Source organism: Thetidibacter halocola (genome assembly GCF_018224955.1).
GTDB classification, from domain to species: domain Bacteria; phylum Pseudomonadota; class Alphaproteobacteria; order Rhodobacterales; family Rhodobacteraceae; genus Thetidibacter; species Thetidibacter halocola.
Window position 1 is genome coordinate 57,090 of sequence record NZ_JAGTUU010000006.1, and the last position, 22,286, is coordinate 79,375.

Consider the following 22,286-nt stretch of genomic DNA (forward strand, 5'->3'; position numbering starts at 1 on the left):
GATTCATCGGTAGAAAACGAGCGGTGACGCCAGAGGGATGCCTGGTGAAACCCGGGCCATCGAGGCGGAAGATGTGCTTCAGGGGGTTACCAGACGAGAGCCTATCGCTTCATCTATGCCATGGTGAACCAGGAGGTGCTGACGTTGGATGACGTGGTTCGACACCGGTGCCATTACGAGCTGTGTATCAATCCCGAGCATCTGTAAGTTGGGAGCAGGGCTGACAACAAGCGCGCCGACTGAGAGGCGGCGGCCAACGGCATAGACTTCGACATGCTGTAGGGGGGCGGAGTGAAGGTTCAGCCACCCGTTGTACCCGACGGAGGCGACTCTGAGTATCTCTTCGAGAGATCTCGTATTCGGCGGTGGGATCGTCCCAAGGTCCCCGGTAGCCAATTTACCACCTAGTGCAAACGAGCCCGCACGAGGTAAGCATCCACCGCAGTCTCACCCAGCACCCGGAGCGCTTCGAGCCGGTGCAGACCCTCCACGAGCACGAAACCGGCTCCGTCCGCGCGCACCTGTATCGGTGTCAGCTGACCGTCCTCGATGATGCTCGCAGCGATCACCTGCACCTTTGCCTCATCCAGCGTCTTCTTCCGCTTGAGAGGCACACGGACATCTTCAATTGCGATGCTTTGCTTTTCCAACATCCCACGAGCATGCTTCAGTTTCGGCCAACAAGCCAGCCTGCTCTTCAGGACAGACTGAGACTGCCGGTGGTACCACTTCAGCGTACCGATCACCCGCATCTGGGGCATCCCTTGGAGCACTGCGGCAGAAATAGGCCACCAACAGGCCTTACAGCATAACACGTCACGATCTGTTCGGATGACTGGCTGGGGCGGTAGGATTCGAACCTACGGTGCGCGGTACCAAAAACCGGTGCCTTACCACTTGGCTACGCCCCAACCGTGCGGGGGTAATTACTGTGGGCTGCCGGAAGGATCAAGACCCAGATCAGCGAAATTTCAACTTAGCCGTCGGCAATCTGCCGGGGTACCTCGTCCTTCTCGATCGCGGCTTCGGGGTCGTAGAAGCTGTGCCTGCCGCGGCCTTCGCGCTTGGCGGTGTAAAGGGCGATGTCGGCATGTTTGAGAACCTCTTCCGGCTCGAATTCGGCGGCTTGGCATTGCGCGATTCCGATGCTGGCCGAGATCGCGCATTGCTCTCCGTCCACGTCGATAGGTTTTTCGATTCTGCCAATGAGACGCCGCGCAACGTCGGCAAGCCTGTTGCTTGTCATGGCGTTCATGAAGATGATGACGAATTCGTCGCCCCCGATCCGCGCGACCATGTCGTCCTTGCGGATCTCGGACAGCATCGCGCGCGACACCGCACGCAGGACTCGGTCGCCGGCGGCATGGCCGAGACTGTCGTTCACCTGCTTGAAGAAATCGAGGTCCAGGTGCATCAGCGCGTAATCGCCACCGGCGCGATGCAGCCTGCTTTGCACCAATTCCAGCGCCCGGCGGTTGCCGAGACCCGTCAGCATGTCGGTCAGCGCACGTTCCTCGGCCGCGAACATGGCCGTCTGGAGGCGGTTGTTCAGGCGGCGTGACGATTCCATCGCGGCGCTGTTCGCCTCGATCACGTAGAGCATCTCGACCGACATGTCGGTGGGGGAGAAATCCCGACTGGTCAGACCGAAGCGGCGAACGGATTCCTGCACGAAAATACCGAAGGACAGGTCCACGACGCCACCGCCATGACCATCGGGAACGAAGGCGCCCTTGAACTGGGTCCGGAATCCCGAACTCTGCCGGATGTGGAGCTTGCGTCCGGCGAGGTCATGCAGTTGCGCCATCGTCTCGACCTGTCGCGGGCGCAGCACCTCCATCTCGGTCAGGAAGGCCTTGCCCGGCGCCAGGCCCAGATCGAGCTTGGCCAGGGTGGGGCCCGTCCGCAGGATGAACCCGGAGCGGTCCAGCATGACATGCAGCGGGCATAGACTGTCGAGCATAGAGGGCGTCATCCGTTCCATCATCCCGCCTTCTTGTCCGGCACCGGCCCGACAAGGTCGAAACGCCGCCCCTCGGAATAATCGGTTTCGACCACGGCGATCGAAATCGTCTCGAAATCCCCGATCCGCCCGGTATGGTCCAGCAGCGCAAGCGCGCCGTAATCGTCGGCCATCGCCCGCAACACACCGACCATCACGTGCCCATAGCCCGGCACCGGGCTGCACAGCCGCAGCTCGAACGTGCCGTCGCGATGCTTGCGCAACTCGAGCTCGGGCAGGGTAAGGTCGGATACGGCCAGCCGGGTGCGTTCCGGAAGATCCTCGAGCGAGTGCAGGAAGTCGATGAAATCGACCCCGCCGAACCGCATCAGCCGCCGCAGTCTTTCACAGTTCGGATGCGAGATCAGGTAGATGCCGACATCCTCGAGCAGGGATTCAACAGGCTTGTTCAGAACCGCCTTGGCGGTGGACAGAACGGCCGGCAGGCATGCAGGATCGTAGTGCAGCATCGCCTCGAACTCGGGCGGATCGATGTTCGCACGCGCTGCGATTACCTGCCAGGTCTCGGACCCGTAGGTATCCTGCAAGAAAACCTGCAATGTTCTCAGGACAAGGCCGTGCATGACACCCCTTCCGTTTGGTGACGCCAAATAGATGCATCAACCACACTTAATGATTTGGAAAAGGGCTCAATTGTCCGGGAATATTTCGCGAACGGCGGGCAGAAGATGCGCGTCGACGGACAGAGCCGCGGGGCATCGCGCCGGTCAGAAGTCGGTAGGCGCGCCGCCCTCCTCCTTTCGCTTTGCCACGAAAGCGGCGAGTTCATCGCGGATGGCCGGGTCCATCGGCGGCGGTTGAAACTCGGCCAGGATGCGCTTGTAGACAACGTGCGCGCGCTCGGCGGTCCAGACGGCGCCCGCAGCCTCCCAGGCCTCGTAGTTCTTCCAGTCCGACAGGAACGGCTGGTAGAAGGCGGTGGCGTAGCGGTCCTGCGTGTGCTGGCAGCCGAAGAAATGGCCATGCGGGCCAACCTCGGCGATCGTATCGACGGCCAGCGCCTCGTCCGAGGTGTCCCAGATCGCCGGCTCCATGTAGCGGATCAACTGGTTGAGGATCTCGCAATCCATCACGAATTTCTCGGGGCTGGCGATCAGCCCGCCCTCCAGCCAGCCGGCGGCGTGATAGACCATGTTGGTGCCGGACTGCATCGCGGCCCACAGACTGTGTTCTGTCTCCCAGATGGCCTGGCCGTCGGGCACGTTGGCGGCGCAGACGCCGGAAGAGCGCATCGGCAAACCGTAGAACCGCGCCATCTGGCCGGTCATTTGCGTCGCGCGCATGTATTCCGGGGTGCCAAAGGCGGGCGCACCGGATTTCATGTCGACATTCGAGGTGAAGGTGCCGATCACGCAGGGCGCGCCGGGCCGGACCAGCTGCGCCAGCACCACCGCCGCCAGCGCCTCGGCCAGGCTTTGGGCCACGGCGCCGGCCATCGTCACCGGCGCCATCGCCCCGGCCAGCGTAAAGGGCGTGACGATGCAGCCCTGACCGCGGCGGGCATGGCGCATCCAGCCGTCGAGCATCGGTTCGTCATGCTTCAGCGGCGAGGTCGAGTTGATGTTGGTATACATGCGCGGGGTGGCGTCGAATTCCTCGTGGCTGAGACCGCCCGCGATGCGCACCATTTCCATCACGTCCTCGACCCGCTCGGGGCCGAGGCTGTAGGCATGCACCACCTTATCGGTCAGCGTCAGCTTGTCGAACAGCACGTCCAGGTGCCGGACCGAGGGGTGCACGTCGACCGGTTCCACCGGATACCCCCCAGCGAAGTGGATGCAGTCGAAATACTGCGTCAGCCGCAGCAGGTTGGCACATTGCTCACGCGTGCCGGCGACCTTGCGGCCGATTTCCAGGTCCCAGTAGTTCGGCGGGGACGAGACATTGCCGAACAGGATCACGTTCTCGCCGATCAGCAGCGTCCGGTCCGGGTTTCGCGGTGTCATGGTAAAGCTGCGCGGCGCCAGCGCGACCTGCGCCATGACAAGGTCGCGCCCCATGCGGACATTCGTGCCCGACACGATGCAGCCCGCCTTGCGCAGGATATCCACTGCCTCGGGATGGAGGAACTCGATCCCGATTTCCTCGAGGATGCGCATGGCGGCCTCGTGCAGGCGCGCGACTCCCTCTGCGCTCAGCGGCTCTGTCGGACGGTCGGGGTTGCGCGGCAGGACCCAGGGCTTCTGCTCGATCGCGGAATGACCGCGCCTTGCATCATGCCCGGCGCGCCCACCCGCGCGGCGCCGCTTCTTCGCATCCTGCTGCTCGGCTACGGTCATGGCATCCTCCGGAAACGGTTCCTTCAGCAGACACGGGCCGCACCGCGCGGTCGTGCCGGAATGCGACCGAACCGGTCGTTTTCAAGGGATGCCCAGCCAGAGTGGAAGATGCCCGATATCCGGCAGCACCGCGTCGGCCTGCGGCGCCAGCGTATCGGACCTGGCCATGCCAGTCAGCACGCCGACCGTCGCCATGCCCGCCGCGCGCCCGGCATGCAGGTCGTGCAGGCTGTCACCGACCATGACGCAGCGCGCCGGATTCACTCCCAGCCGGTCGCAGAAGGCCAGCAGAGGGCCCGGGGCGGGCTTGGCCCCGAAACCACTGTCGAACCCGGCCACGAAATCGAACAGGTCACGCGCCCCGGCGGCGTCCAGATGCGCGAGCGCCGGTATTTCCGCATCGTTTGTGACCACGCCCAGCCGCAACCCGGCCGACCGCAATCGTCCCAGAAGGGGCACCAGCGGCACGACCTCGGCCTGCGGGGCGCGTGCGGCCTCCTCGTTCAGCAGGTCGATCAGCGTCGCAGGGCCGTATTGCGGAAAATGCGGCCCGATCGCCTCGGCCACCTGGGCAGGCGTGCCGGCGATGACGATGCTGCCGGGATCGAACCGCCGCGCCTCCAGGTCGAACCCGATCCCGCGCCCGACGCGTGTCGCCTGGGCCCGGTCCTGCGCGCAGGCCCGCAGAAGGAACGCCTCGGCCCAGGCGACCCAGGTCGCGCCAAAGTCGAACAACGTGCCATCCTTGTCGAACAGGACCGCGTCGAAGCGACTCATGTCCAGTGCACCTGGCCGCCGCCCGGCAGCAGGGCCCTTGCCTGCATCGGCAGGCGGTAATCCAACCCCTGCGCCTCGCAGAACCGCGCCACCCAGGCGTCGTCCAGCAGGATGAAGTCGAGCACCGATCCCTGAAAGTCGGGATCCTCCAGCCCGATGCGGAAATCTGCCTCGGAAGCGCCTGTCGCGCCAAGGAAAACCGGCAGGAGATCGTCCTGCCCGGCCAGCCAGGCCACGGCCTGTAGCCCGACGGTCTCGGCGGTTTGCTGCGACACTGACATGTTTCCTCAATCCTGAAAGGGTTTGTTAACTAAAGTTCCGCAATTTGTAGACCTATACAAGGCCGCAAAGACGGCCTCGGCTTTCGCCAGAGGAACGGCTGCATGACTGGACGCATTCTCATCGTCGATTCGGTCCCCACGAACCGCATCGTTCTGCGGGTGAAGCTTGCGACCGCGTTCTACGATGTGATGCAGGCAGCCACCGGGAAATCGGCGCTTGTCGCGCTGAAGCGGCACCGCCCCGACCTTGTCATCGCCTCGTCGAACCTGCCGGACATGACCGGCCAGGCCTTTTGCGCCGCGCTGCGGCGGCATGCGGTGGGCTCGCGCCTGCCGGTGATCCTGATCCTGGGCGAGGACCTGCCTGAAGAACGGCTTGCCGCGCTGGCCGCCGGTGCGGACGACGTGCTGAGCCGGCCGGTCGACGACCTGGTGCTGCTGGCGCGGCTGCGCTCTCTGCTCCGCGCCCGCGATGCCGAATCGGAACTGGAACTGCGCGAGGACACGCGCCGCGCACTTGGCCTGGCCGAGCCGCCGTCGGATTTCGCGCCCCCGGCACGGGTGGCGCTGGTGCCGGCCTGTGGCCGGGACGAGGCGCACCGCATCCTCGAGGCGCTGCGCGAGGCGCTGCCCGACCGGATCGACCTGATCGAACCCGACGACGTGCTGCGTGACCGCAACCCGGCGCCGGACGTGTTCGTACTTCTGGAAAGCGGTGGACAGGGGGGCGAGGGGCTGGCGCTGCTGCCGCAACTGCGTTCGCGCACCGACACCCGCCATTCCGCGCTGATCTACGTTGCCTATCCCCACCAGCGGCGCGAGGCCGCCGCCGCGCTGGACATGGGCGCCAACGACCTGCTGGCCAACGGACCGGACATCGCCGAACTGGCCTTGCGCATCCGCAAGCAGGCGGCGCGCAAGCGCACGGCCGACCGGCTGCGCGCCAACATGCGCGACGGGCTGCGCGCCGCGCTGACCGATCCGCTGACCGGGCTCTACAACCGGCGTTACGCCTTGCCGCACATGCATCGACTCGCCGAACGGTCTCTGGGCCGGGGGCGCAGCTATGCCTTGCTGGTGGCCGACCTCGACCATTTCAAACGGGTGAACGACCTGTATGGCCACAGCGCCGGCGACGCGGTGCTGGTCGAACTGGCCGAACGACTGCGCAACAACCTGCGAGCCGCCGACCTGATCGCGCGCCTCGGCGGAGAGGAATTCCTGATTGTCATGCCCGATGCCAGCCGCGAGGCGGCCAAGCGCACGGCCGAACGGCTCTGCGCCGTGATGACCGAACAGCCGGTTCTTCTGCCCGATGGCGCCGAGGTGCGCGTGACGCTCAGCATCGGCGTCGCGGTGGGCCACCCCAGCGACGGCGAAAGCCCCGAAAGCCTGATAGACAAGGCTGATCGCGCGCTCTACGGGGCCAAGAGCCAGGGGCGGAACATGGTGGTGATGGCCGATACCGTCACGCGACTCGTCGCGCCGGGCACCACGCCGCTGCCCCCGACCTATGCGCTCGAGGGCGACGAGGCCCGCCGCAAGGCGCAGGGCTGAACAGCGGGTCAGTCGCGCGGCATCGGCCGCGCGCGACGCTCGGCCAGCCGATCGAGTTCGGCCTCCAGCCGCGCGGCATAGGCGCGACGCGCCTCGGGCGACATGGCCGCAATCTGCGACGACAGCACCGCCTGACCGGCCCGGCGGCGGGCCTCTGCCCCCACCGCCTGCCGGTCCAGCAGCGTGTCGAAGGCGCCGGGATCGAATGGATCGGCGCGCAGCAGGTCCAGCGCCTGCCGGTATTCCGCCAGGATATCTCCTGCGGGGCGGTGCCGCTCGAACGCTCCGCGCAGGTCGCGGCGTAGCGCCGCGCGCTGATCGGGCTCGAAGGCGCGGGCATAGGGAATCGCCGGATCGTCACCGTCGCGGCGGCCCCGCTCGTGCGGGCCGTCGGACAGGATGCGCCCGGCGATCGCGCCCAGCACCAGCAGGTTCAGCGCCAGCGAGACGAACAGCACCACGCGCAGCCAGTTGCGCCCTTTCGGCGCCATGTCTGTATCGGCCATGCGCTACCCCTCCAGCCAAGCAAGATCGTAACCGCTGAGCGGATCGACCCCCAGCGCCTCCAGCGCTGCGGTCTCGCCGGTCCAGACGCCGTCCAGCGCCGCGGGCGGGTCGATGCCCAGCCAGACGCCCAGCGCGCATGCCGTAGCAAGACCGGCCGCGCCGGGCCAGCCGCCCACCGCCGCAAGCACGCCGCGCCACCAGGGCTGCGCCGCCACGCGGGCGCCGGGCACCGGGCGCTCGGCCAGCGCCTGTGCCTCGATCCGCGCCAGCACGTCGCCCAAGGGCAGCGGCGCTTCCTCGCGCATCGCGGTCCAGAAATCGTCGAGTGAGTCGCGCCTGTCAGCCATCGTCTTCGAACCCCAGTTCGGCGCGCCGCCCCAGCAGCATCGCCTCCAAGGCGCGCTTGCCACGCGCCGTCAAACTTTCCACGGCCCGCGGGCCGATGTCCATGATCTGCGCGATCTCGGGGTTCGAGAGCCCCTCGATATGGCGCAGAACCACCGCCTGCCTCTGCCGGTCGGGCAACTGCATCAGCGCCGCCTGCAGCGCCTCGGCCCGCGCCTGCGCCTGCATCCCGTCGATTGCCGAGGGCGCGCCGTCCTCCGGTTCCGGGATGGCGTCCAGGTCGGTGTTCCCGCGCCGAGCACGCAAACGATCGATGCACAGGTTCGCCGTCACCCGATACAGCCAGGTCGAGACCTTGGCCTCGCCGGCCCGCCACTCGGACGCGGCGCGCCAGAGCCGCAGCAGCGCCTCCTGCGTCACATCCTCGGCCTCGGCCCGGTCGCCCCCGAGCATACGATAGGCATGAGCAAGGACCCGCGGCGTCAGCCGCGCGGTCAGCGCCCGCGCCGCCGCCGCGTCGCCGGCCGCATAGGCGGCCAGCAGCGTCTCGTCGTCACGGTCGTTCATCGCGTCGTAGGGCATGGGCGGTCATGTCTTAGCGCTATCGCGTTTCGCGGGCGACGGGAATGCGGGTGAGGTCCGGGCCGGCGACAAAGACCGGCCCGGACGGATACGCTTCAGCGGTCCTGGTAGCGGTGATGGTCGCCGCGCATGCCGTCATGCTCGCCGCGCTTCATGCCAAAGCCGTCGCGGAACCCGTCGCGGTAGCCATGGCGATAGCCGTCCTCGCCGTGGCCGCTTCGCATCTTGCCCGCGGACTCGCGATCACCGTGGCCGCGCATCATGCGCGCCTCGGCCATCTCTTCGCGGGTGATCGCGCCGTCCTCGTCGGCATCCAGCCGGTCGAACATGCGGGCCGGGCCGCGTGCAGCCATCTCCTCAGCCGACAACTTGCCGTCCTTGTCAGTGTCGAGCCGCTCCATCATGCGCTGCGAGCCGGCCGCATGCCGTTCCGCCTGCATCGCGGCGGCATGGGCGGCCAGTTCCTCGGCGCTCAGGAATCCGTCGCCATCCGTATCGGCGGCGGCAAATCGCGCGGTTGCGGCGGCGTCGATCTCGGCTCGGGTGATGCTGCCATCGCCATCGGTATCGAACTGCTGGAACATCTGCGCCCCGCGCTCGCCGCGCGGCATCTTGCCGTCCGGCCCTGCTGCAAGGGCGACCCCGCCCAGCCCCATCGCCAGAACCAGCGCGCCACCGATCATCGTTGCGGTCTTGGTCTTCATTTCCGTTTCCTTCCGTTTTTCCAGAACGAGCCCATCCCGGGCGTCTCTGAAGGCTTCAACGGCGGGGCGTGGATTTCCCGTCGCGGATCGTCACGAAAGACACGGCCACGTGATTTGCGACATCCGGACGCAAGGACAATCCGCACACTTCCGAAACCGACATTCCCTCGGCGATGTTGCCGGTGGGAGCGATGAGGACCGAATGACACAGACAGACCACCATGCGCCGCGCGAGACATGGCCTGCCCTGATGAAGGGTTGGCGCCGCCGGTGTCCGAACTGCGGCTCCGGGCCGATGATGCTGAGCTACCTCAAGGTCCGGGACCATTGCCCGGTCTGCCGCGAGGAATTGTTCCACGCCCGCGCCGACGACGGCCCGGCCTATCTGACCATCCTGATTGTCGGTCACCTCATGGCGCCGCTGCTGTTGATCGTGTTCGAGGCCTGGCGCCCCGATCCGCTGACCCTGTTCACGATCTTTGCGGTTGGCTGCGTCGGGCTGTCGCTCTATCTTCTGCCGCGACTGAAAGGGGCGATCGTCGCGTTCCAGTGGGCGCGGGGGATGCATGGGTTCGCCGACCCCGCCTGATACCGGCGTGGCGCGTCCCGCAAGCGGGGCAGAGATGACAGAACATATCGACAAGACAGCGATCCGTGATGCGGCGACGGTGATCGTGCTGCGCGACCGCACGACGCGCCCGCGCGTCCTGATGGGCCAGCGCGGCGCAAGGGCGGCCTTCATGCCGAACAAGTTCGTCTTTCCCGGCGGTGCGGTGGACCGCGCCGACGCGACCGTGCCGCTGGTTCGACCCCTGCCCGCGCTCTGTGCCAGCCGCCTGGCCGAGGATGCCGACGCCGCGCTGGTGCCTGCGCTGGCAGCCGCCGCCGTCCGCGAACTGTGGGAGGAAACCGGTCAGGTCCTGGGCGAACCCGGCGCTTGGCCCGGCGAGGTGCCGACGGGCTGGCTGGATTTCGCAGGAAGCGGCCACCGCCCAACCGCCGACGCGCTGCAATTCGTGTTTCGCGCCATCACTCCGCCGGGCCGCCCGCGCCGCTTCGATGCGCGGTTCTTCCTGGTGGACGCCGAGGCGCTATGCTCGGACCCCGACGACTTTTCCGGCGCCGAGGATGAACTCAGCCACTTGCAATGGATCGCCATCGACGAGATCCGACACTACGACCTGCCCTTCATCACCGAGGTGGTGCTGGCCGAGATCGCGGCCCGCGCCGCGGACGACAACCCGCCGGAATCGGTGCCGTTCTTTCGCAACGACGACGAGGAAAGCCTGTTCCTGCGCCTGCACGGCCGCCGGACGAAGGGCTAGGTCGCGGTCGCCAGCGCCGCCAGCATCCCCAGCCCAAGCGCGAGACTGACCAGGAAGGACGCAAGGATTCCCAGCCAGTGCAGCGCCTTGCGGCGGCGCGGCTCCGGTCCGGACAGCCAGGCCCGCAGCCGGGCCTCGGCCTCTTGCGATCTTGCCGGATCGACCTGGCGGGCCAGCCGAGGATTGCCCTCGGCCTGCCGGGCCTCGGCCAAGGCCGCCGCCGCGCGCCGCAGGTCCCGGGGCAGCAGCCTGCGCGCACGGCGCAATGTCTGGTCCAGCGTGCCTTTGGGCAGGCCCAGCGCACGCTGCATCTGACGTTCGAGCGGTTCCATTGATCGCGACATGGCGCAACCCTAGGGCGGGTTCCGCCCCGCTTGCAACGGGCAAACGCCGCTCTTGCGGGACCGGAACGGGCGCGATCGCGCTGGAAACACGTCCCGCAAACGCCTATCAGGGGGCCCATGCTGAACGTGATCGCACATGGAACCCCGGGCGCGCTGCCGCCGTTGCTGATCGTGCACGGGCTGTATGGCTCGGGCCGGAACTGGGGCGTAATCGCCCGTCGCCTGGCCGAGGACCGGCTGGTGCTGACCCCCGACATGCGCAACCACGGCGACAGCCCCTGGACAGACGTGCACGACTACCCGTCGATGGCCGACGACCTGGCCGAGGTGATCGCGGCCCATGGCGGGCGCGCCGACGTGGTCGGGCATTCGATGGGCGGCAAGGCGTCGATGGTGCTGGCGCTGACCCGGCCCGAGATGGTCAACCGCCTGATCGTCGCCGACATCGCGCCGGTAGGCTACACCCACAGCCAGATCCAGTTCATCGAGGCGATGCGCGCCGTCGACCTGAGCCAGGTCGAACGCCGTTCGGACGCGGTGGCGCAACTGGCGGACCGGGTCGAGGACAAGGCGTTGCAGACCTTCTTCACCCAGTCGCTGGACGTGCAAGGGCAGCGATGGAAACTGAACCTCGACACGCTGGCCGCCGAGATGCCCGGGATCCTCGGCTTCCCCGAAATCGAGGGGTGCTTTGACGGACCAACGCTGTTCCTGACCGGCGCGCTGTCGGATTATGTCCGCCCGGAACACCGCGACCGGATTCGCGCGCTGTTCCCCAGGGCGCGGTTTGCCAAGATCCCCGGCGCGGGCCATTGGCTACATGCCGACAAGCCGCGAGAGTTCGAGGCCTCGGTCCGCGCCTTCCTGACCCTCATCCCCTAGGCATTTTTCAGCTTTCCGAAATCTTCGCCTTGCCGTTTTAGAAACCGGCATGGCCCGGCTTTTCAGCGGCGCGCGGCCACGTCACCTTGGGCGACATGACGCGCGCGATCCCCTTAGCCATCGAGCAGACGAAGCTCGCCCTCGAGCCAGGGCAACAACCGCAAGGCCGGATCGATGACCATTTCGCGGATCAGGGCGCGGGTGGTCTGGGCCACGTCGCGCGGCACGCGGTCGGCCCAGTCGGTTGCAGCGAAGAGCGATATCTGGCGCGAGAAGGGCTTGAACGGCACCTTGTGCACCTCCATCCGGTCGTGGTGGCGCGCGGCGCGCATGTAGCCCAGCGGCGTCGTGACCGTCCAGCCGACGCCGCGCGCCACCAGTGTCATCAGCGACAGGTGCGCGCCGATCTCGAACCGTTCGGGAAAATCGAGGTTCTGGCGTTTCAGATGCGCCTCGACCTGCCGTCCGATCAGCTGCGCGCGGTCGTGGCGCAACAGCGGCAGCCCGTGCATGACCGCGTCGATGCCGCCCATGTCGGCGACCGCACCCACCGGGCAGACGAAGATGAACGGATCGCGCACCAGCGGGTATTCCACGATCCCGTCGCTGACCGCGCCGGACGAGGCCGCGACCGCCAGGTGCAGGCGACGCCCCTTCATCGCGTCCGAGATCTCGTGGCTGGGCGCGGTGATCAGCTTGAAATGGCAGCGCGTCATGCTTTCGGCCAGGATCGACACCAGGCGCGGTGTCAGGTCGTTGTCGAAATCGTCGATCACACCGAGGTTCAGCGTGCTGAGATGGGTCAGGTCCATCGCGGTCAGCTCATTCTGCGCCAGCCGCAACTGGCTGAGGACCGTCTGTGTCCGCGCCAAGAAGGACCGGCCCGCCGGCGTCAGCATCATCGGCCGCCGTCCGTGATTCACCAGGTCCGCGCCCAGCGCGATCTCGAGGTTGCGCATCTGCTGGCTGACCGCGGGCTGCGACAGTCCCGTGCGCTCGGCCGCGCCAGCGACGCTGCCGGTGGCGGCCAGGGCCTCGAACACTTCCAGTCCCTTCAGGGTCACGCCCTTCAACAGCATCCGTCCGCTCCGCCTGTGGCTACTTTCAGGTTTTCGGAAACTCCGGCCCTTACGTCAAGGAAAACGCGCCCATGCCCCGCCTGCTGAAATCCGCACCCGGCCTTCCGCCCGAAGCGACGGCGGAAATCGCCGATACCGTCCAGATCATGCTGGCCCGCCTGCGCACCGACCGAGAGGAGGCCGCCACCGACTATGCGGCCCGGCTCGACCGGTGGGAAGGACCGGTGGTGGTTCCCCGCGCCGTGATCGAGGCGGCCAAGGCCAGCGTCGATCCCACCCTGATGGACGCGCTGCATTATGCGCATGACAACATCCGCGCCTTCGCCCGGGCACAGCGCGCCTCTATCCACGATGTCGAGATCGAACTGCGCCCCGGCCTGACGGCGGGCCAGCGGCTGATCCCGGTGACCTGCGCCGGGGCCTATGTGCCGGGCGGGCGCTATGCGCACATCGCCTCGGCGCTGATGACCATTGCCACGGCCAGGGCCGCCGGGGTGCAGCATGTCACCGCTGTGGCTCCGCCCCGCGGCGCCGAGGGCATCGCGCCCGAGGTGCTGGTCGCGATGAACCTTGCCGGCGCCGACACGATCCTGTGCTTGGGCGGCGTGCAGGGCGTCGCCGCGATGGCGCTTGGCCTGTTCGGCACACCCGAGGCGGACGTGCTGTGCGGCCCCGGCAACGCCTATGTGGCCGAGGCCAAGCGCCAGCTTTTCGGCCCCGTGGGCATCGACATGGTGGCCGGCCCGACCGACGTGCTGATCCTGGCCGACAGCAGCGCCGACCCCGCGATGGTCGCGCTGGACCTCGCCGGTCAGGCCGAGCATGGCGTGACGTCGCCCTGCTGGCTGGCCACCGACCACGAACCACTGGCCCGCGCGGTGCTGGCCCTGATGCCTGGCACGCTCGACCGACTGCCCGAACCCAACCGCAGCGCCGCCCGCGCGGCCTGGGACGCGATGGGCGAGGTGATCCTCTGCGCCGACCGGGACGAAATGGCCGAGGTCGCGGATACCTATGCCCCCGAGCACCTGCATGTGCAGGCCCGCGACCTGGGTTGGTGGCGCGACCGGCTGCGCGCCTATGGCTCGCTGTTCCTCGGCGAGGAGACGACCGTCGCCTTCGGCGACAAGGCCGCCGGGCCGAACCACGTCCTGCCTACGGGGCGCGCCGCGCGCCATACCGGCGGCCTGTCGGTGCACAAGTTCCTGAAATGCGTGACCTGGCAACAGGTCGATGACCGCGCCCTTGGCGACCTTGCGCAAGCGACGGCCACGATCTCGCGCGCCGAAGGAATGGTCGGTCATGCCTTGACGGCAGAGGCGCGCATCGACACGGTCACCCGGCACCCCCGCGCCGTCAACCATTGAGGACAGACCATGAACCTTGCCCGCTTTCCCCGCGTGCGCCTTGCGCACCTGCCTACGCCGCTCGAGCCGATGCCCCGCCTGACCAAGGCGCTGAACGGCCCCGAACTCTGGATCAAGCGGGATGACTGCACCGGCCTGTCCACCGGCGGCAACAAGACCCGCAAGCTGGAATACCTGATGGCCGAGGCGATGGAACAGGGCGCCGACATCGTTCTGACCCAGGGCGCGACGCAGTCGAACCACGCGCGCCAGACCGCCGCCGCTGCGGCCAAGCTGGGCCTCGACTGTCACATTCTGCTCGAGGACCGCACCGGCTACAATCACGAGAACTACAAGTTCAACGGCAACGTCCTGCTGGACGTGCTGCACGGCGCCAGCATCGAGCATCGCGGCCCCGGCCTCGACATGAACGCCGAAATGGAGGCCGTGGCCGAGACGATGCGCGGCGAAGGGCGCAACGCCTATGCCATCCCCGGCGGCGGGTCGAACGCCACCGGTGCGCTGGGCTATGTCAACTGTGCCTTCGAGATGCTGGCGCAATTCAACGACATGGGGTTGTTGGTGGATCACATCGTGCATGCCACCGGCAGCGCTGGCACGCAGGCGGGCCTCATCACCGGGCTCAAGGCGATGAACGCCGACATTCCGCTGCTGGGCATCGGGGTGCGCGCGCCGAAGGACAAGCAGGAGGCCAACGTCTTTGCCCTTGCCGAGAAGACCGCCGAGAAACTGGGCTGCCCCGGCGTCGTCAAGCGCGAGGACGTCGTGGCCAACACCGACTACGTCGGCGAAGGCTATGGCCTGCCCGCGCCCTCGACGCTGGAAGCGATCGACATCTTCGCCCGTACCGAGGGCATCCTGCTGGACCCGGTCTATTCCGCCAAGGGGGCTGCCGGCCTGATCGACCTGATCCGAAAAGGCCATTTCCGCAAGGACGAACGGGTGGTATTCCTGCACACTGGTGGCGCCATCGGTCTGACGGGCTACACCCACGTGTTCGACGTGAAGGACCGCGCCTGAGGACAGCATGAGGCCGATCGGAATCCTGGGGGGCATGGGGCCGCAGGCCACCGTCCTGCTGATGCAAAAGGTGATCGACGCCGTCCCGGCACAGGACGACGCTGACCACATCCCCTTGATCGTGCATCAGAATCCCGCTGTGCCATCCCGCATCAAGGCTCTGATCGACGGCACCGGGCCCAGCCCGGTGCCCGTGTTGCGGCGCATGGTGCGGGATCTCGAATCGGCGGGTGCGCAGGCGCTGGCCATGCCCTGCAACACCGCGCATGTCTATACCGCCGAGATCTGCGGCGCGACCGAACTGCCCTTTCTCGACATGCTGGCGGCAACGGCGCTGGCGCTGGTCGACAAGGGGCGGATCGGGATACTGGCCTCGCCGGCGACGCGGCTTACGGGGATCTTCGACAGCTACCTGCCCGGCAGCCATCATACGCCCGAGGATGACGGTCCGGTGCTGGAGATGATCCGCGCGGTCAAGGCCGGCGCCCCGGCCAGCCGCATCGCCGCGCCGCTGGAACAGGAGGCGCAGCGCCTGCTCGAACAGTGCGACCATATCCTGATCGCCTGCACGGAACTGTCCCTGGCCGCGCCGCAGCTGTCCGAGGAAATCCCCTGGACCGACAGTCTCGATTGCCTGACGGCGCAGATCGTGGACTTTGCCGCGCCAAAGGTCCGGATGAAAGCCGCTCAGTAACCCTTGCAGACCTCTTCGGCACGATCGGCAAACGCCCTGTAGCGTTTCCAGAAATCCTCGTGCCGCGGATTGTCGGACTGGCGGATTTCCTGTGCGCGATGCGGGTCCGCGAAAAAGCTGGCCGCCATGCGCTGATCCGAACCGCTGAGCGACTGGTTGGCAACGCCCTGGATGCAGCCGCACAGCTGGCGGTTCGCCGCCTTGCGCCCGCCTGTGAGACAACCGCTGGATATCGGTCCCGATGCGAAACTGACCGAAGGACCGCCGTAATAGCGCGTCGCACGCTCGGAGTTGCCGCCGCCGCAGGCGGCGAGGGCGAGGATGGCCAAAAGCGGGAATGCTGCTGGTTTCATGTCACCTGTCTTTGTCTTGCCGGCGCGGGTTTTCCCCATCTGGCCCGGCCTCTTGCCCTTCGGGCAGAATGCCGGAAAACCGGGCGGGGCGCAATTCCCACCTGCATCAGGCCCGGTTCAGACGCTGGGTTCCGGCGCGGGGATGAAACGCACCCCGGCAATACGCCAATCGGCGCCGAGGCGCTGCATCGTGTATTCCAGCGCATGAAATCGCCCCGTGCCGTCCTGCACGATAACCGTCTGAAGGCTGTATTCCCCGGTCTCTCGCAACTCGCCAAAGCTCAGGTCCTGCGGACGCCAGACCATCGGATAGCCATTGCGCACCATGGCACCGAAATTCTCGGGGGTGCGGAACATCTGCTGGATCGACGGGCTGGCATAGGTAAAGGCACGGTCGAAATCGTCACGCTGGAACGCTTCGATCTGGCTTTCGATGGTATGGCGAATGCCGCTTGCCGCATCTTCCTGCGCCCGTGGCGCGGTGGCCAGGCCAAGAACGGCAACGAGCGAAAGCAGGATCATGCGCATGGGTCGTCCTCCTGACATGTCGCAAAGGTAGGTCGGCAGATGCGGTCGTCAAAACCGTCCGGCGGGCCTTGAGGATGTATAAACCCCTTGCGTGCTAGACCGGATGGGATCCTGATGCCAATACGGGCGGAGCCGATGCCGAAAGCCTATCCTGCCTATCCCTATGTCGAACCCGTCGCCGTCGACCCGTCAGAGGACGAAATCGAACGCCTGATCCGGGACATGCTGTCGCAAAGCCCCGCGATCTCACTGCGCGACGGCGGCACGCTGGATCCGCTGTGCCGGGCGCTGAATGTCGATGTCGAATACGCCGCCCCGCCGAACGAGATTCTGCTGGACGTTCCGCTGGACGGGCGGGCGGTGATCTGGCTGCCCCGCAACGGCCGTCCCAGGCATGACCGCCTGATGCTGGCGATGGGGCTCGGCCACTGGATGCTGCACGTGCCGAACACGCGCCAATTGCACCCCAAGGCCGGGGTGCAGGCGCTCTACAAGCCCGCCTCGCCACGCGCCATGACCGAAGCGCGGCGCTTCGCCTACCAGTTGCTGATGCCCCAGTCCGCCTTCATCAGCCTGTGGTATGAGGGGCGCGCCATGCTGACGGCGGAAACGCTGAACGTGCCGACCCAGGCGGTCTATGACCGTGCCAAAGACCTGATGCTGACGGCGGAACCGGGCGCCGCCTGACGCCACCCGGATCGGTCAGGCCAGTTCGCCGGCCACACCCTTGTCGATCAGGGCCACCGTCTCGGCCACGCCGTAAAGCGCGATGAACCCGCCAAAGCGCGGTCCCTGACTCTGCCCCAGCAACACCTCGTAAAGCGCCTTGAACCAGTCGCGCAGCGGCTCGAACCCGTGCTCCTTGCCGACGGCAAAGACGATTGTCTGCAACGCCTCGTCGTCGGTCTCGCCCTCGTGGCCACGCAGGCGGTCGGCGAGATCGGCCATTGCCGCGCGTTCCTTTTCGTCCGGCGCGCGGAAGACCTTGGTGGGCAGGACGAAATCCTCGTAATACTTCACCGCGTAGCCTGCTGCCGCATCCAGATCGGGATGCGTCTCGGGCGAGGCATCGGGCGCATAGCGGCGGATGAAACCCCACATCGCGTCCTTGTCATGCGCCCCAGCCGCCGAAGCGAGGTTCAGCAGCATCGAGAAGGGCACGACCATCTTCGATTCGGGCACGGCACCGTCATGGATGTGCCAGACCGGGTTGTTCAGCTGGCCGGCGGCATCCTGGTCGGGATAGGCGCGCAGCTGCTGGTGATATTCGTCCATCATCTTGGGGATGACGTCGAAATACAGCCGCTTGGCCGTCTTTGGCTTCTGGAACATGAAGTAGGACAGGCTTTCGGTCGAGGCATATGTCAGCCACTCGTCGATCGAGATGCCGTTGCCGGAGGATTTCGAGATCTTCTGCCCCTTGTCGTCGAGGAACAGCTCATAGGTGAAATGCTCGGGCGGCTGCACGCCCAGCGCCCGGCAGATGCCGTCATAGATCGGCGTGTTGGTGCTGTGGTCCTTGCCATACATCTCGAAATCGACGCCCAGCGCGGCCCAGCGCGCGCCGAAATCGGGCTTCCACTGGAGCTTCACGTTGCCGCCGGTCACGGGCAGCGTCCATTCGCGGCCATCTTCGTCGTCGAAGGTGATCTCGCCCTTTGCGGCATCCACGTTCTTCATCGGCACATACAGCACGCGGCCGGTTTCCGGGTGGATCGGAAGGAAGATCGAATAGGTCTGCTGGCGTTCCTCGCGCAGCGACTTCAGCATGATCGCCATCAGCGCGTCATAGCGCTCCGCCGCCTTCAGCAGCGTCGCGTCGAACTGGCCGGACTTGTAGAACTCGGTGGCCGAGTAGAATTCATACTCGAACCCGAACGTGTCCAGGAACCGCCGCAGCATCGCGTTGTTGTGGTGGCCGAAGCTTTCGAATTCGCCGAACGGGTCGGGCACCACGGTCAGCGGTTTTTGCAGGTGTTCGCGCAGCATGTCCTGGTTGGGCACGTTGCCTGGCACCTTGCGCATCCCGTCCATGTCGTCTGAGAAACAGATCAGCCGCGTGGGAATGTCGCTGATCGTCTCGAAGGCGCGGCGAATCATCGTCGTGCGCAGGACTTCGCCGAAAGTGCCGATATGCGGCAGGCCCGAGGGGCCATAGCCCGTCTCGAACAGCACGTAACCCTTTTCGGGAGGCGCCTTTTCGTAGCGTTTCGCGAGCCGGCGCGCCTCTTCGAAAGGCCAGGCCTTCGCATTCATCGCGGCATCGCGCAGTTCGGACATCCGGAACACTCCCAGGGGTTTTGCAGGATCGTCGCGCTTCCTATTGCGGCAGGGCAGGCGCGTCAATAAATTGCCCCGTGACACTTCTCCGAAAGGCCCGCCAATGTCCGAAGACCCGCACCCCCTCAGCCCCCAGGATTGCCTTGTGGCGCTGATGATCGCCGTTTCCGCCTCGGACGAGAACCTGCGCACCGTCGAACTGGTCAAGATCGAGACGGCGGTGAACAACCTGCCCGTCTTCGCCGATTACGATGCTGACCGCATCCCGGTCATGGCTTCGCTGGTCTTCGACCTTTTCGAGCAGGAAGACGGGCTGGATGCGCTGTTCGGGCTGACGCGAGACAACCTGCCAGAGCGGCTGTTCGAGACCGCCTATGCGCTGGCCTGCGATGTCGCCGCGGCGGATGGCACCCTCCAGGAAACAGAACTCCGCCTGCTGGAAGAGATCCGGTACGAGCTGAACCTCGACCGGCTGCACGCCGCCGCGATCGAACGCGGCGCGCGGGCCCGGCACCTGCGCGCCTGAGGCAACGCTTACAATCCTTGGCAATTCGTTCGCCCGGTCAGGATTCCCGGACTGGTTCTATCTCCCCTGCGCGATACTCTTCTTCCCAGGCGCAATTGGGCGCCGCAAGAAAAAGAAACGATTTGCCGGAGGGTCATTATGAACCGCATTGCCTTTACCGTGCTGGGTGTCGCCATCCTGTGCCTTTTGCCGATAATCGGCGCCGCGGCGCCGCTGATCGCCAAGGTCGACGTGTCGAACCAGACCATGACCGTGATTCAGGACGGGCAGGTCGCGCACACCTGGCCCGTTTCGACCGCGCGAAAGGGGAAATGGACACCGCGTGGCGCCTGGACGGCCAAGTGGCTGTCCCGGCACCATCGCTCCAGCCGTTATGACAACGCGCCGATGCCGTTCTCGATCTTCTTCAACGGCCACTACGCGATCCACGGAACGAACCAGATCGACCGGCTCGGGCGGCCCGCCTCGGCGGGCTGTATCCGGCTGCATCCCGACCATGCCGCTGTTCTGTTCGAGATGACGCGCACAGTCGGTCTTCAGAACATGAAGGTCATCGTTCACAACTGAGCGCGCGCGGAACCCATCACGCGGCGTAGACGACGCCCCAGCGCTCGATCAGCGCTTGCTGGAGGGACTTTGCCCGCGCGTTCCACGAACGCCCACCTTCGGGCCGTTCGCGCTGATCCTCGGTCAGGGTCGCACGGCGATTGAGGTCGGCCGCGAAGATCGCAAAGACCAGTTCCCGGCCTTCGGACACGTCGATGAAGCCCGCAAGCCCGCTGACAAAGTTCAGCGTCCCCGTCTTTGCATGCACCACCAGCGGGTGCTGGCCGATGGGACGCCCCCTTTCGTCCTTCATCGGCACGGGTTTGAGCAGCGGCTTTAGGCCTCTGCTGCGGCGCACCTCGCGCAGCGCCCGGACCATGTCCGGGGCGCTGATCCGGCTGGCATCGCCAAGGCCGGAATGATCGACGAAATCCATCGTCGTCAGGCCGAAACGCGCTGCCGCCCAGGCGTTCATCGCGCGCGCCGAGTCGCGCAGCGAGGCCGGTGCGGCTCCGCTGCGCTGCAAGGTCGCCGTCATACCGACGATTTCCGCCGTCAGGTTCGTCGACCAGTGTAACATGTCGCGCAGGATCACCCGCAGCGGCCCGCTTTCCAGGCGCGCGACCGTCTCTCCTGTGGCTGGCGGCGCGGGCATGACCTGCGGTGGAGGCAGGCTGATCCCCTGCGCCTTTGCCAGGGTCTGGAACACCTCGCCGGCATAGAGAGCGGGCTTGCGCACCGGTAGCCAGCGCGCCCCGCCATCCCCCAGCGCATCGCGCGCCACGGTCCAGTCGTCGCGGCCCTCGCGGTCGGCATAGGTGTAGATAGGCACCGCGCGCGGCTCGACCTTCATGCGGGCCATGCGCACGTCGGGCCGATAGCGTTCGGATCGGGCGTCCATCGTTACCTCATATCCCGACCCGTTGCGTTTCCAGCCGAAATGCACCCGGTTGTAGTTCAGATTCAGGCCCGCGACGGCCGGATTGTAACCGACATGGTCCGGCTGATCGGGATCGATCAGCGGCAGGTCGGGCAAGGCGCCTCCGGCGACCTTGAAGGCCCCAGCAACCTTCGTGATCCCCGCCGCGCGCAGTTGATCCGCGAGATCCGCCAGCCCGTCCGTATCAAGTGTCGGATCGCCGCCCCCCGCAAGGATCAGGTCGCCCTCCAGCGTGCCTTCGGTGATCGGCCCGGTCGCCAGCAGCCGCGTCTCGAAGCGGAAATCCGGCCCGAGCGACTCAAGCGCATAAGCCGCCGTCAGTGCCTTGGCCACGCTGGCAGGCGGCTGTGCCAGGTCCGCGGCATGCGTCTCCAGCATCTCTCCGCTGTTGAGATCCATGAGCGCAAAGGATACCCGGTCGCCCAGTTGCGCCCGTTCGATCAGGGCCGCCGGATCGGGCTGCGATCTGAGGCGCAGGTCCTCGCCGCGCGCCACCGGGCGAATGGATGTCTCGGGCGCTCGGGCGATGGCCGGAGAGGCCCAGAGCGCAGCGCCAAGACCAGTCAGAAATCGTCTTCGATCCAATCCCGTTTTCATGGTCCCGATCTAAGCCCAGCCAGTCCCTGCCTGCAACACGCGAAGATGTGAGCCGTGGCGCCACCGACCGACGGCTACCATTCCCCCCTGCTCCGGATAAGCGACGAGGCGTCGGACCGCATCGGCATGTTCACGAAACACCAACAAGGCGGTGGCTGTCGCGCCAGCAGGCGCGAGGCCGCATCGGGCAGGCGCGCCGCCCGATAGCGGCGCGCTGCGACCGAGTTGCGTGCCGCCAGGCGAAAACCGGGCCGGGCCAGGATCCCGACCGGCACCCTGTCCATGATCTGCGTCCAGTCGTTCCACCTGTGGAGTTGCGCCAGGTTGTCCGCACCCATCAGCCAGACGAAGCGAACCCCGGGAAACCGGGCCATCAGCGCCGCAAGGGTTTCCGCCGTGTAGCGTGTGCCCAGAACGCCTTCGGCCCGGCTGACATGGATCTTCGGATGCGTCGCGACGGTCCGGCACAAGGCGATGCGCCTGTCCATGGAGGCCGGCGCATCCGCCTTCAGTGGGTTGCCGGGCGAGACAAGCCAGATCAGCCGGTCCAGCCCGAACCGCTTCAACGCTTCGCGGGCGAAATGCACATGGCCCGCATGGGGCGGATCGAAGGAACCGCCGAACAGGCCCACCGCCATGCCCGAAACGATCCCACCCATGTCCAAGTCATGATCCATACCAGTCCGCATTCCCACCCGATGACTGCCACGATGCAGGATTCATGCCTGTCGCGGCGGGTCAAGGGTGCAG

General features: G+C 66.5%; 27 protein-coding genes and 1 tRNA gene. 10 read left to right on the forward strand and 18 right to left on the reverse strand.

The features are described 5' to 3' along the window. Positions 1-404 precede the first annotated feature (404 nt). The 7 genes from KB874_RS14980 to KB874_RS15010 all read right to left on the reverse strand — a co-directional run bounded on the left by KB874_RS14980 (position 405) and on the right by KB874_RS15010 (position 5,360). A complete protein-coding gene (locus KB874_RS14980) occupies positions 405-752 on the reverse strand; it encodes a ParB N-terminal domain-containing protein (protein ID WP_249200529.1) in 348 nt (115 codons plus the stop codon). 84 nt (positions 753-836) lie between these two features. Then, a tRNA-Gln gene (locus KB874_RS14985) sits at positions 837-911 on the reverse strand. A gap of 65 nt (positions 912-976) precedes the next feature. Further along, the gene (locus KB874_RS14990) at positions 977-1,987 is read right to left on the reverse strand and encodes a GGDEF domain-containing protein (protein WP_212537371.1); all 1,011 of its coding nucleotides are present in this window, start codon (positions 1,985-1,987) and stop codon (positions 977-979) included. Next, positions 1,984-2,550 carry a heme NO-binding domain-containing protein gene (locus tag KB874_RS14995; protein ID WP_346346560.1) on the reverse strand — a complete coding sequence of 189 codons (567 nt, stop codon included), beginning with the start codon at positions 2,548-2,550 and terminating at the stop codon, positions 1,984-1,986. The genes KB874_RS14990 and KB874_RS14995 overlap by 4 nt, the downstream gene beginning before the upstream one ends. A gap of 180 nt (positions 2,551-2,730) precedes the next feature. Further along, positions 2,731-4,302: a trimethylamine methyltransferase family protein gene (locus KB874_RS15000; RefSeq protein ID WP_212537373.1), complete on the reverse strand. Its 1,572-nt coding sequence runs from the start codon at positions 4,300-4,302 to the stop codon at positions 2,731-2,733. An 81-nt stretch (positions 4,303-4,383) separates the two neighbouring features. Further along, positions 4,384-5,079 carry an HAD family hydrolase gene (locus KB874_RS15005; protein ID WP_212537374.1) on the reverse strand — a complete coding sequence of 232 codons (696 nt, stop codon included), beginning with the start codon at positions 5,077-5,079 and terminating at the stop codon, positions 4,384-4,386. Further along, complete coding sequence (locus KB874_RS15010) at positions 5,076-5,360, reverse strand: DUF3572 domain-containing protein (protein WP_212537375.1); 285 nt, start codon at positions 5,358-5,360, stop codon at positions 5,076-5,078. Before KB874_RS15010 ends, KB874_RS15005 begins: the two co-directional genes overlap by 4 nt. 102 nt (positions 5,361-5,462) lie before the next feature. Between KB874_RS15010 and KB874_RS15015 the strand changes: the two genes are divergently transcribed. Continuing rightward, the gene (locus tag KB874_RS15015; RefSeq protein WP_212537376.1) at positions 5,463-6,917 is read left to right on the forward strand and encodes a diguanylate cyclase; all 1,455 of its coding nucleotides are present in this window, start codon (positions 5,463-5,465) and stop codon (positions 6,915-6,917) included. A gap of 8 nt (positions 6,918-6,925) precedes the next feature. Here the strand turns inward: KB874_RS15015 and KB874_RS15020 are convergent, their stop codons facing one another. The 4 genes from KB874_RS15020 to KB874_RS15035 all read right to left on the reverse strand — a co-directional run bounded on the left by KB874_RS15020 (position 6,926) and on the right by KB874_RS15035 (position 9,055). Next, positions 6,926-7,423, reverse strand: coding sequence for a periplasmic heavy metal sensor (locus KB874_RS15020; protein WP_212537377.1), 498 nt, complete (start codon positions 7,421-7,423; stop codon positions 6,926-6,928). Positions 7,424-7,426: 3 nt separating this feature from the next. Then, on the reverse strand, positions 7,427-7,771 hold the full coding sequence (locus KB874_RS15025; RefSeq protein WP_212537378.1) for a hypothetical protein: 345 nt from the start codon (positions 7,769-7,771) through the stop codon (positions 7,427-7,429). Then, positions 7,764-8,351: an RNA polymerase sigma factor gene (locus KB874_RS15030; protein WP_212537379.1), complete on the reverse strand. Its 588-nt coding sequence runs from the start codon at positions 8,349-8,351 to the stop codon at positions 7,764-7,766. The genes KB874_RS15025 and KB874_RS15030 overlap by 8 nt, the downstream gene beginning before the upstream one ends. Before the next feature lie 95 nt (positions 8,352-8,446). After that, on the reverse strand, positions 8,447-9,055 hold the full coding sequence (locus KB874_RS15035; protein WP_249200531.1) for an EF-hand domain-containing protein: 609 nt from the start codon (positions 9,053-9,055) through the stop codon (positions 8,447-8,449). Between the two features lie 202 nt (positions 9,056-9,257). Here KB874_RS15035 and KB874_RS15040 point away from each other — a divergent pair, with 202 nt between their 5' ends. Next, positions 9,258-9,644 carry a DUF983 domain-containing protein gene (locus KB874_RS15040; RefSeq protein WP_212537380.1) on the forward strand — a complete coding sequence of 129 codons (387 nt, stop codon included), beginning with the start codon at positions 9,258-9,260 and terminating at the stop codon, positions 9,642-9,644. Between the two features lie 34 nt (positions 9,645-9,678). After that, positions 9,679-10,380, forward strand: a complete 702-nt coding sequence (locus KB874_RS15045) for an NUDIX hydrolase (RefSeq protein ID WP_212537381.1) — start codon at positions 9,679-9,681, stop codon at positions 10,378-10,380. Here KB874_RS15045 and KB874_RS15050 read toward each other — a convergent pair. Then, positions 10,377-10,724 (reverse strand): hypothetical protein, encoded by a 348-nt coding sequence (locus KB874_RS15050; protein WP_212537382.1) that lies wholly within the window; start codon positions 10,722-10,724, stop codon positions 10,377-10,379. The genes KB874_RS15045 and KB874_RS15050 overlap by 4 nt on opposite strands. Positions 10,725-10,841: 117 nt before the next feature. Here KB874_RS15050 and KB874_RS15055 point away from each other — a divergent pair, with 117 nt between their 5' ends. Continuing rightward, a complete protein-coding gene (locus KB874_RS15055; protein ID WP_212537383.1) occupies positions 10,842-11,606 on the forward strand; it encodes an alpha/beta fold hydrolase in 765 nt (254 codons plus the stop codon). Positions 11,607-11,719: 113 nt separating this feature from the next. Here the strand turns inward: KB874_RS15055 and KB874_RS15060 are convergent, their stop codons facing one another. Then, a complete protein-coding gene (locus tag KB874_RS15060; protein WP_212537384.1) occupies positions 11,720-12,685 on the reverse strand; it encodes a LysR family transcriptional regulator in 966 nt (321 codons plus the stop codon). A 71-nt stretch (positions 12,686-12,756) separates the two neighbouring features. Between KB874_RS15060 and hisD the strand changes: the two genes are divergently transcribed. From hisD to cuyB, 3 genes are read left to right on the forward strand one after another with little or no spacing between them, the layout of a single operon-like run. Beyond that, positions 12,757-14,052, forward strand: coding sequence for a histidinol dehydrogenase (hisD, locus tag KB874_RS15065; RefSeq protein WP_212537385.1), 1,296 nt, complete (start codon positions 12,757-12,759; stop codon positions 14,050-14,052). A gap of 9 nt (positions 14,053-14,061) precedes the next feature. After that, positions 14,062-15,072, forward strand: coding sequence for a D-cysteate sulfo-lyase (gene cuyA, locus KB874_RS15070; RefSeq protein ID WP_212537386.1), 1,011 nt, complete (start codon positions 14,062-14,064; stop codon positions 15,070-15,072). Between the two features lie 7 nt (positions 15,073-15,079). Beyond that, positions 15,080-15,766: a cysteate racemase gene (cuyB, locus tag KB874_RS15075; RefSeq protein ID WP_212537387.1), complete on the forward strand. Its 687-nt coding sequence runs from the start codon at positions 15,080-15,082 to the stop codon at positions 15,764-15,766. Here cuyB and KB874_RS15080 read toward each other — a convergent pair. After that, positions 15,760-16,119 carry an arginine transporter gene (locus KB874_RS15080; protein WP_212537388.1) on the reverse strand — a complete coding sequence of 120 codons (360 nt, stop codon included), beginning with the start codon at positions 16,117-16,119 and terminating at the stop codon, positions 15,760-15,762. The genes cuyB and KB874_RS15080 overlap by 7 nt on opposite strands. A gap of 117 nt (positions 16,120-16,236) precedes the next feature. Then, a complete protein-coding gene (locus KB874_RS15085) occupies positions 16,237-16,647 on the reverse strand; it encodes a DUF4864 domain-containing protein (RefSeq protein ID WP_212537389.1) in 411 nt (136 codons plus the stop codon). 135 nt (positions 16,648-16,782) lie between these two features. On the opposite strand from KB874_RS15085, the gene KB874_RS15090 reads away from it, so the two are divergent. Beyond that, positions 16,783-17,334, forward strand: a complete 552-nt coding sequence (locus KB874_RS15090; protein ID WP_212537390.1) for an ImmA/IrrE family metallo-endopeptidase — start codon at positions 16,783-16,785, stop codon at positions 17,332-17,334. A 15-nt stretch (positions 17,335-17,349) separates the two neighbouring features. On the opposite strand, the gene KB874_RS15095 is transcribed toward KB874_RS15090, so the two are convergent. After that, the gene (locus tag KB874_RS15095) at positions 17,350-18,927 is read right to left on the reverse strand and encodes a lysine--tRNA ligase (RefSeq protein WP_212537391.1); all 1,578 of its coding nucleotides are present in this window, start codon (positions 18,925-18,927) and stop codon (positions 17,350-17,352) included. Positions 18,928-19,030: 103 nt separating this feature from the next. Here KB874_RS15095 and KB874_RS15100 point away from each other — a divergent pair, with 103 nt between their 5' ends. Further along, positions 19,031-19,453 (forward strand): tellurite resistance TerB family protein, encoded by a 423-nt coding sequence (locus tag KB874_RS15100; protein ID WP_212537392.1) that lies wholly within the window; start codon positions 19,031-19,033, stop codon positions 19,451-19,453. 138 nt (positions 19,454-19,591) lie between these two features. Further along, a complete protein-coding gene (locus tag KB874_RS15105) occupies positions 19,592-20,020 on the forward strand; it encodes a L,D-transpeptidase (RefSeq protein WP_212537393.1) in 429 nt (142 codons plus the stop codon). 16 nt (positions 20,021-20,036) lie between these two features. Here the strand turns inward: KB874_RS15105 and dacB are convergent, their stop codons facing one another. Beyond that, entirely contained in the window at positions 20,037-21,524 is a 1,488-nt protein-coding gene (dacB, locus tag KB874_RS15110) for a D-alanyl-D-alanine carboxypeptidase/D-alanyl-D-alanine endopeptidase (protein WP_428849252.1), read from the reverse strand. A gap of 86 nt (positions 21,525-21,610) precedes the next feature. Beyond that, positions 21,611-22,174, reverse strand: coding sequence for a nicotinate-nucleotide adenylyltransferase (locus KB874_RS15115; RefSeq protein WP_212537642.1), 564 nt, complete (start codon positions 22,172-22,174; stop codon positions 21,611-21,613). Between the last annotated feature and the right edge of the window lie 112 nt (positions 22,175-22,286).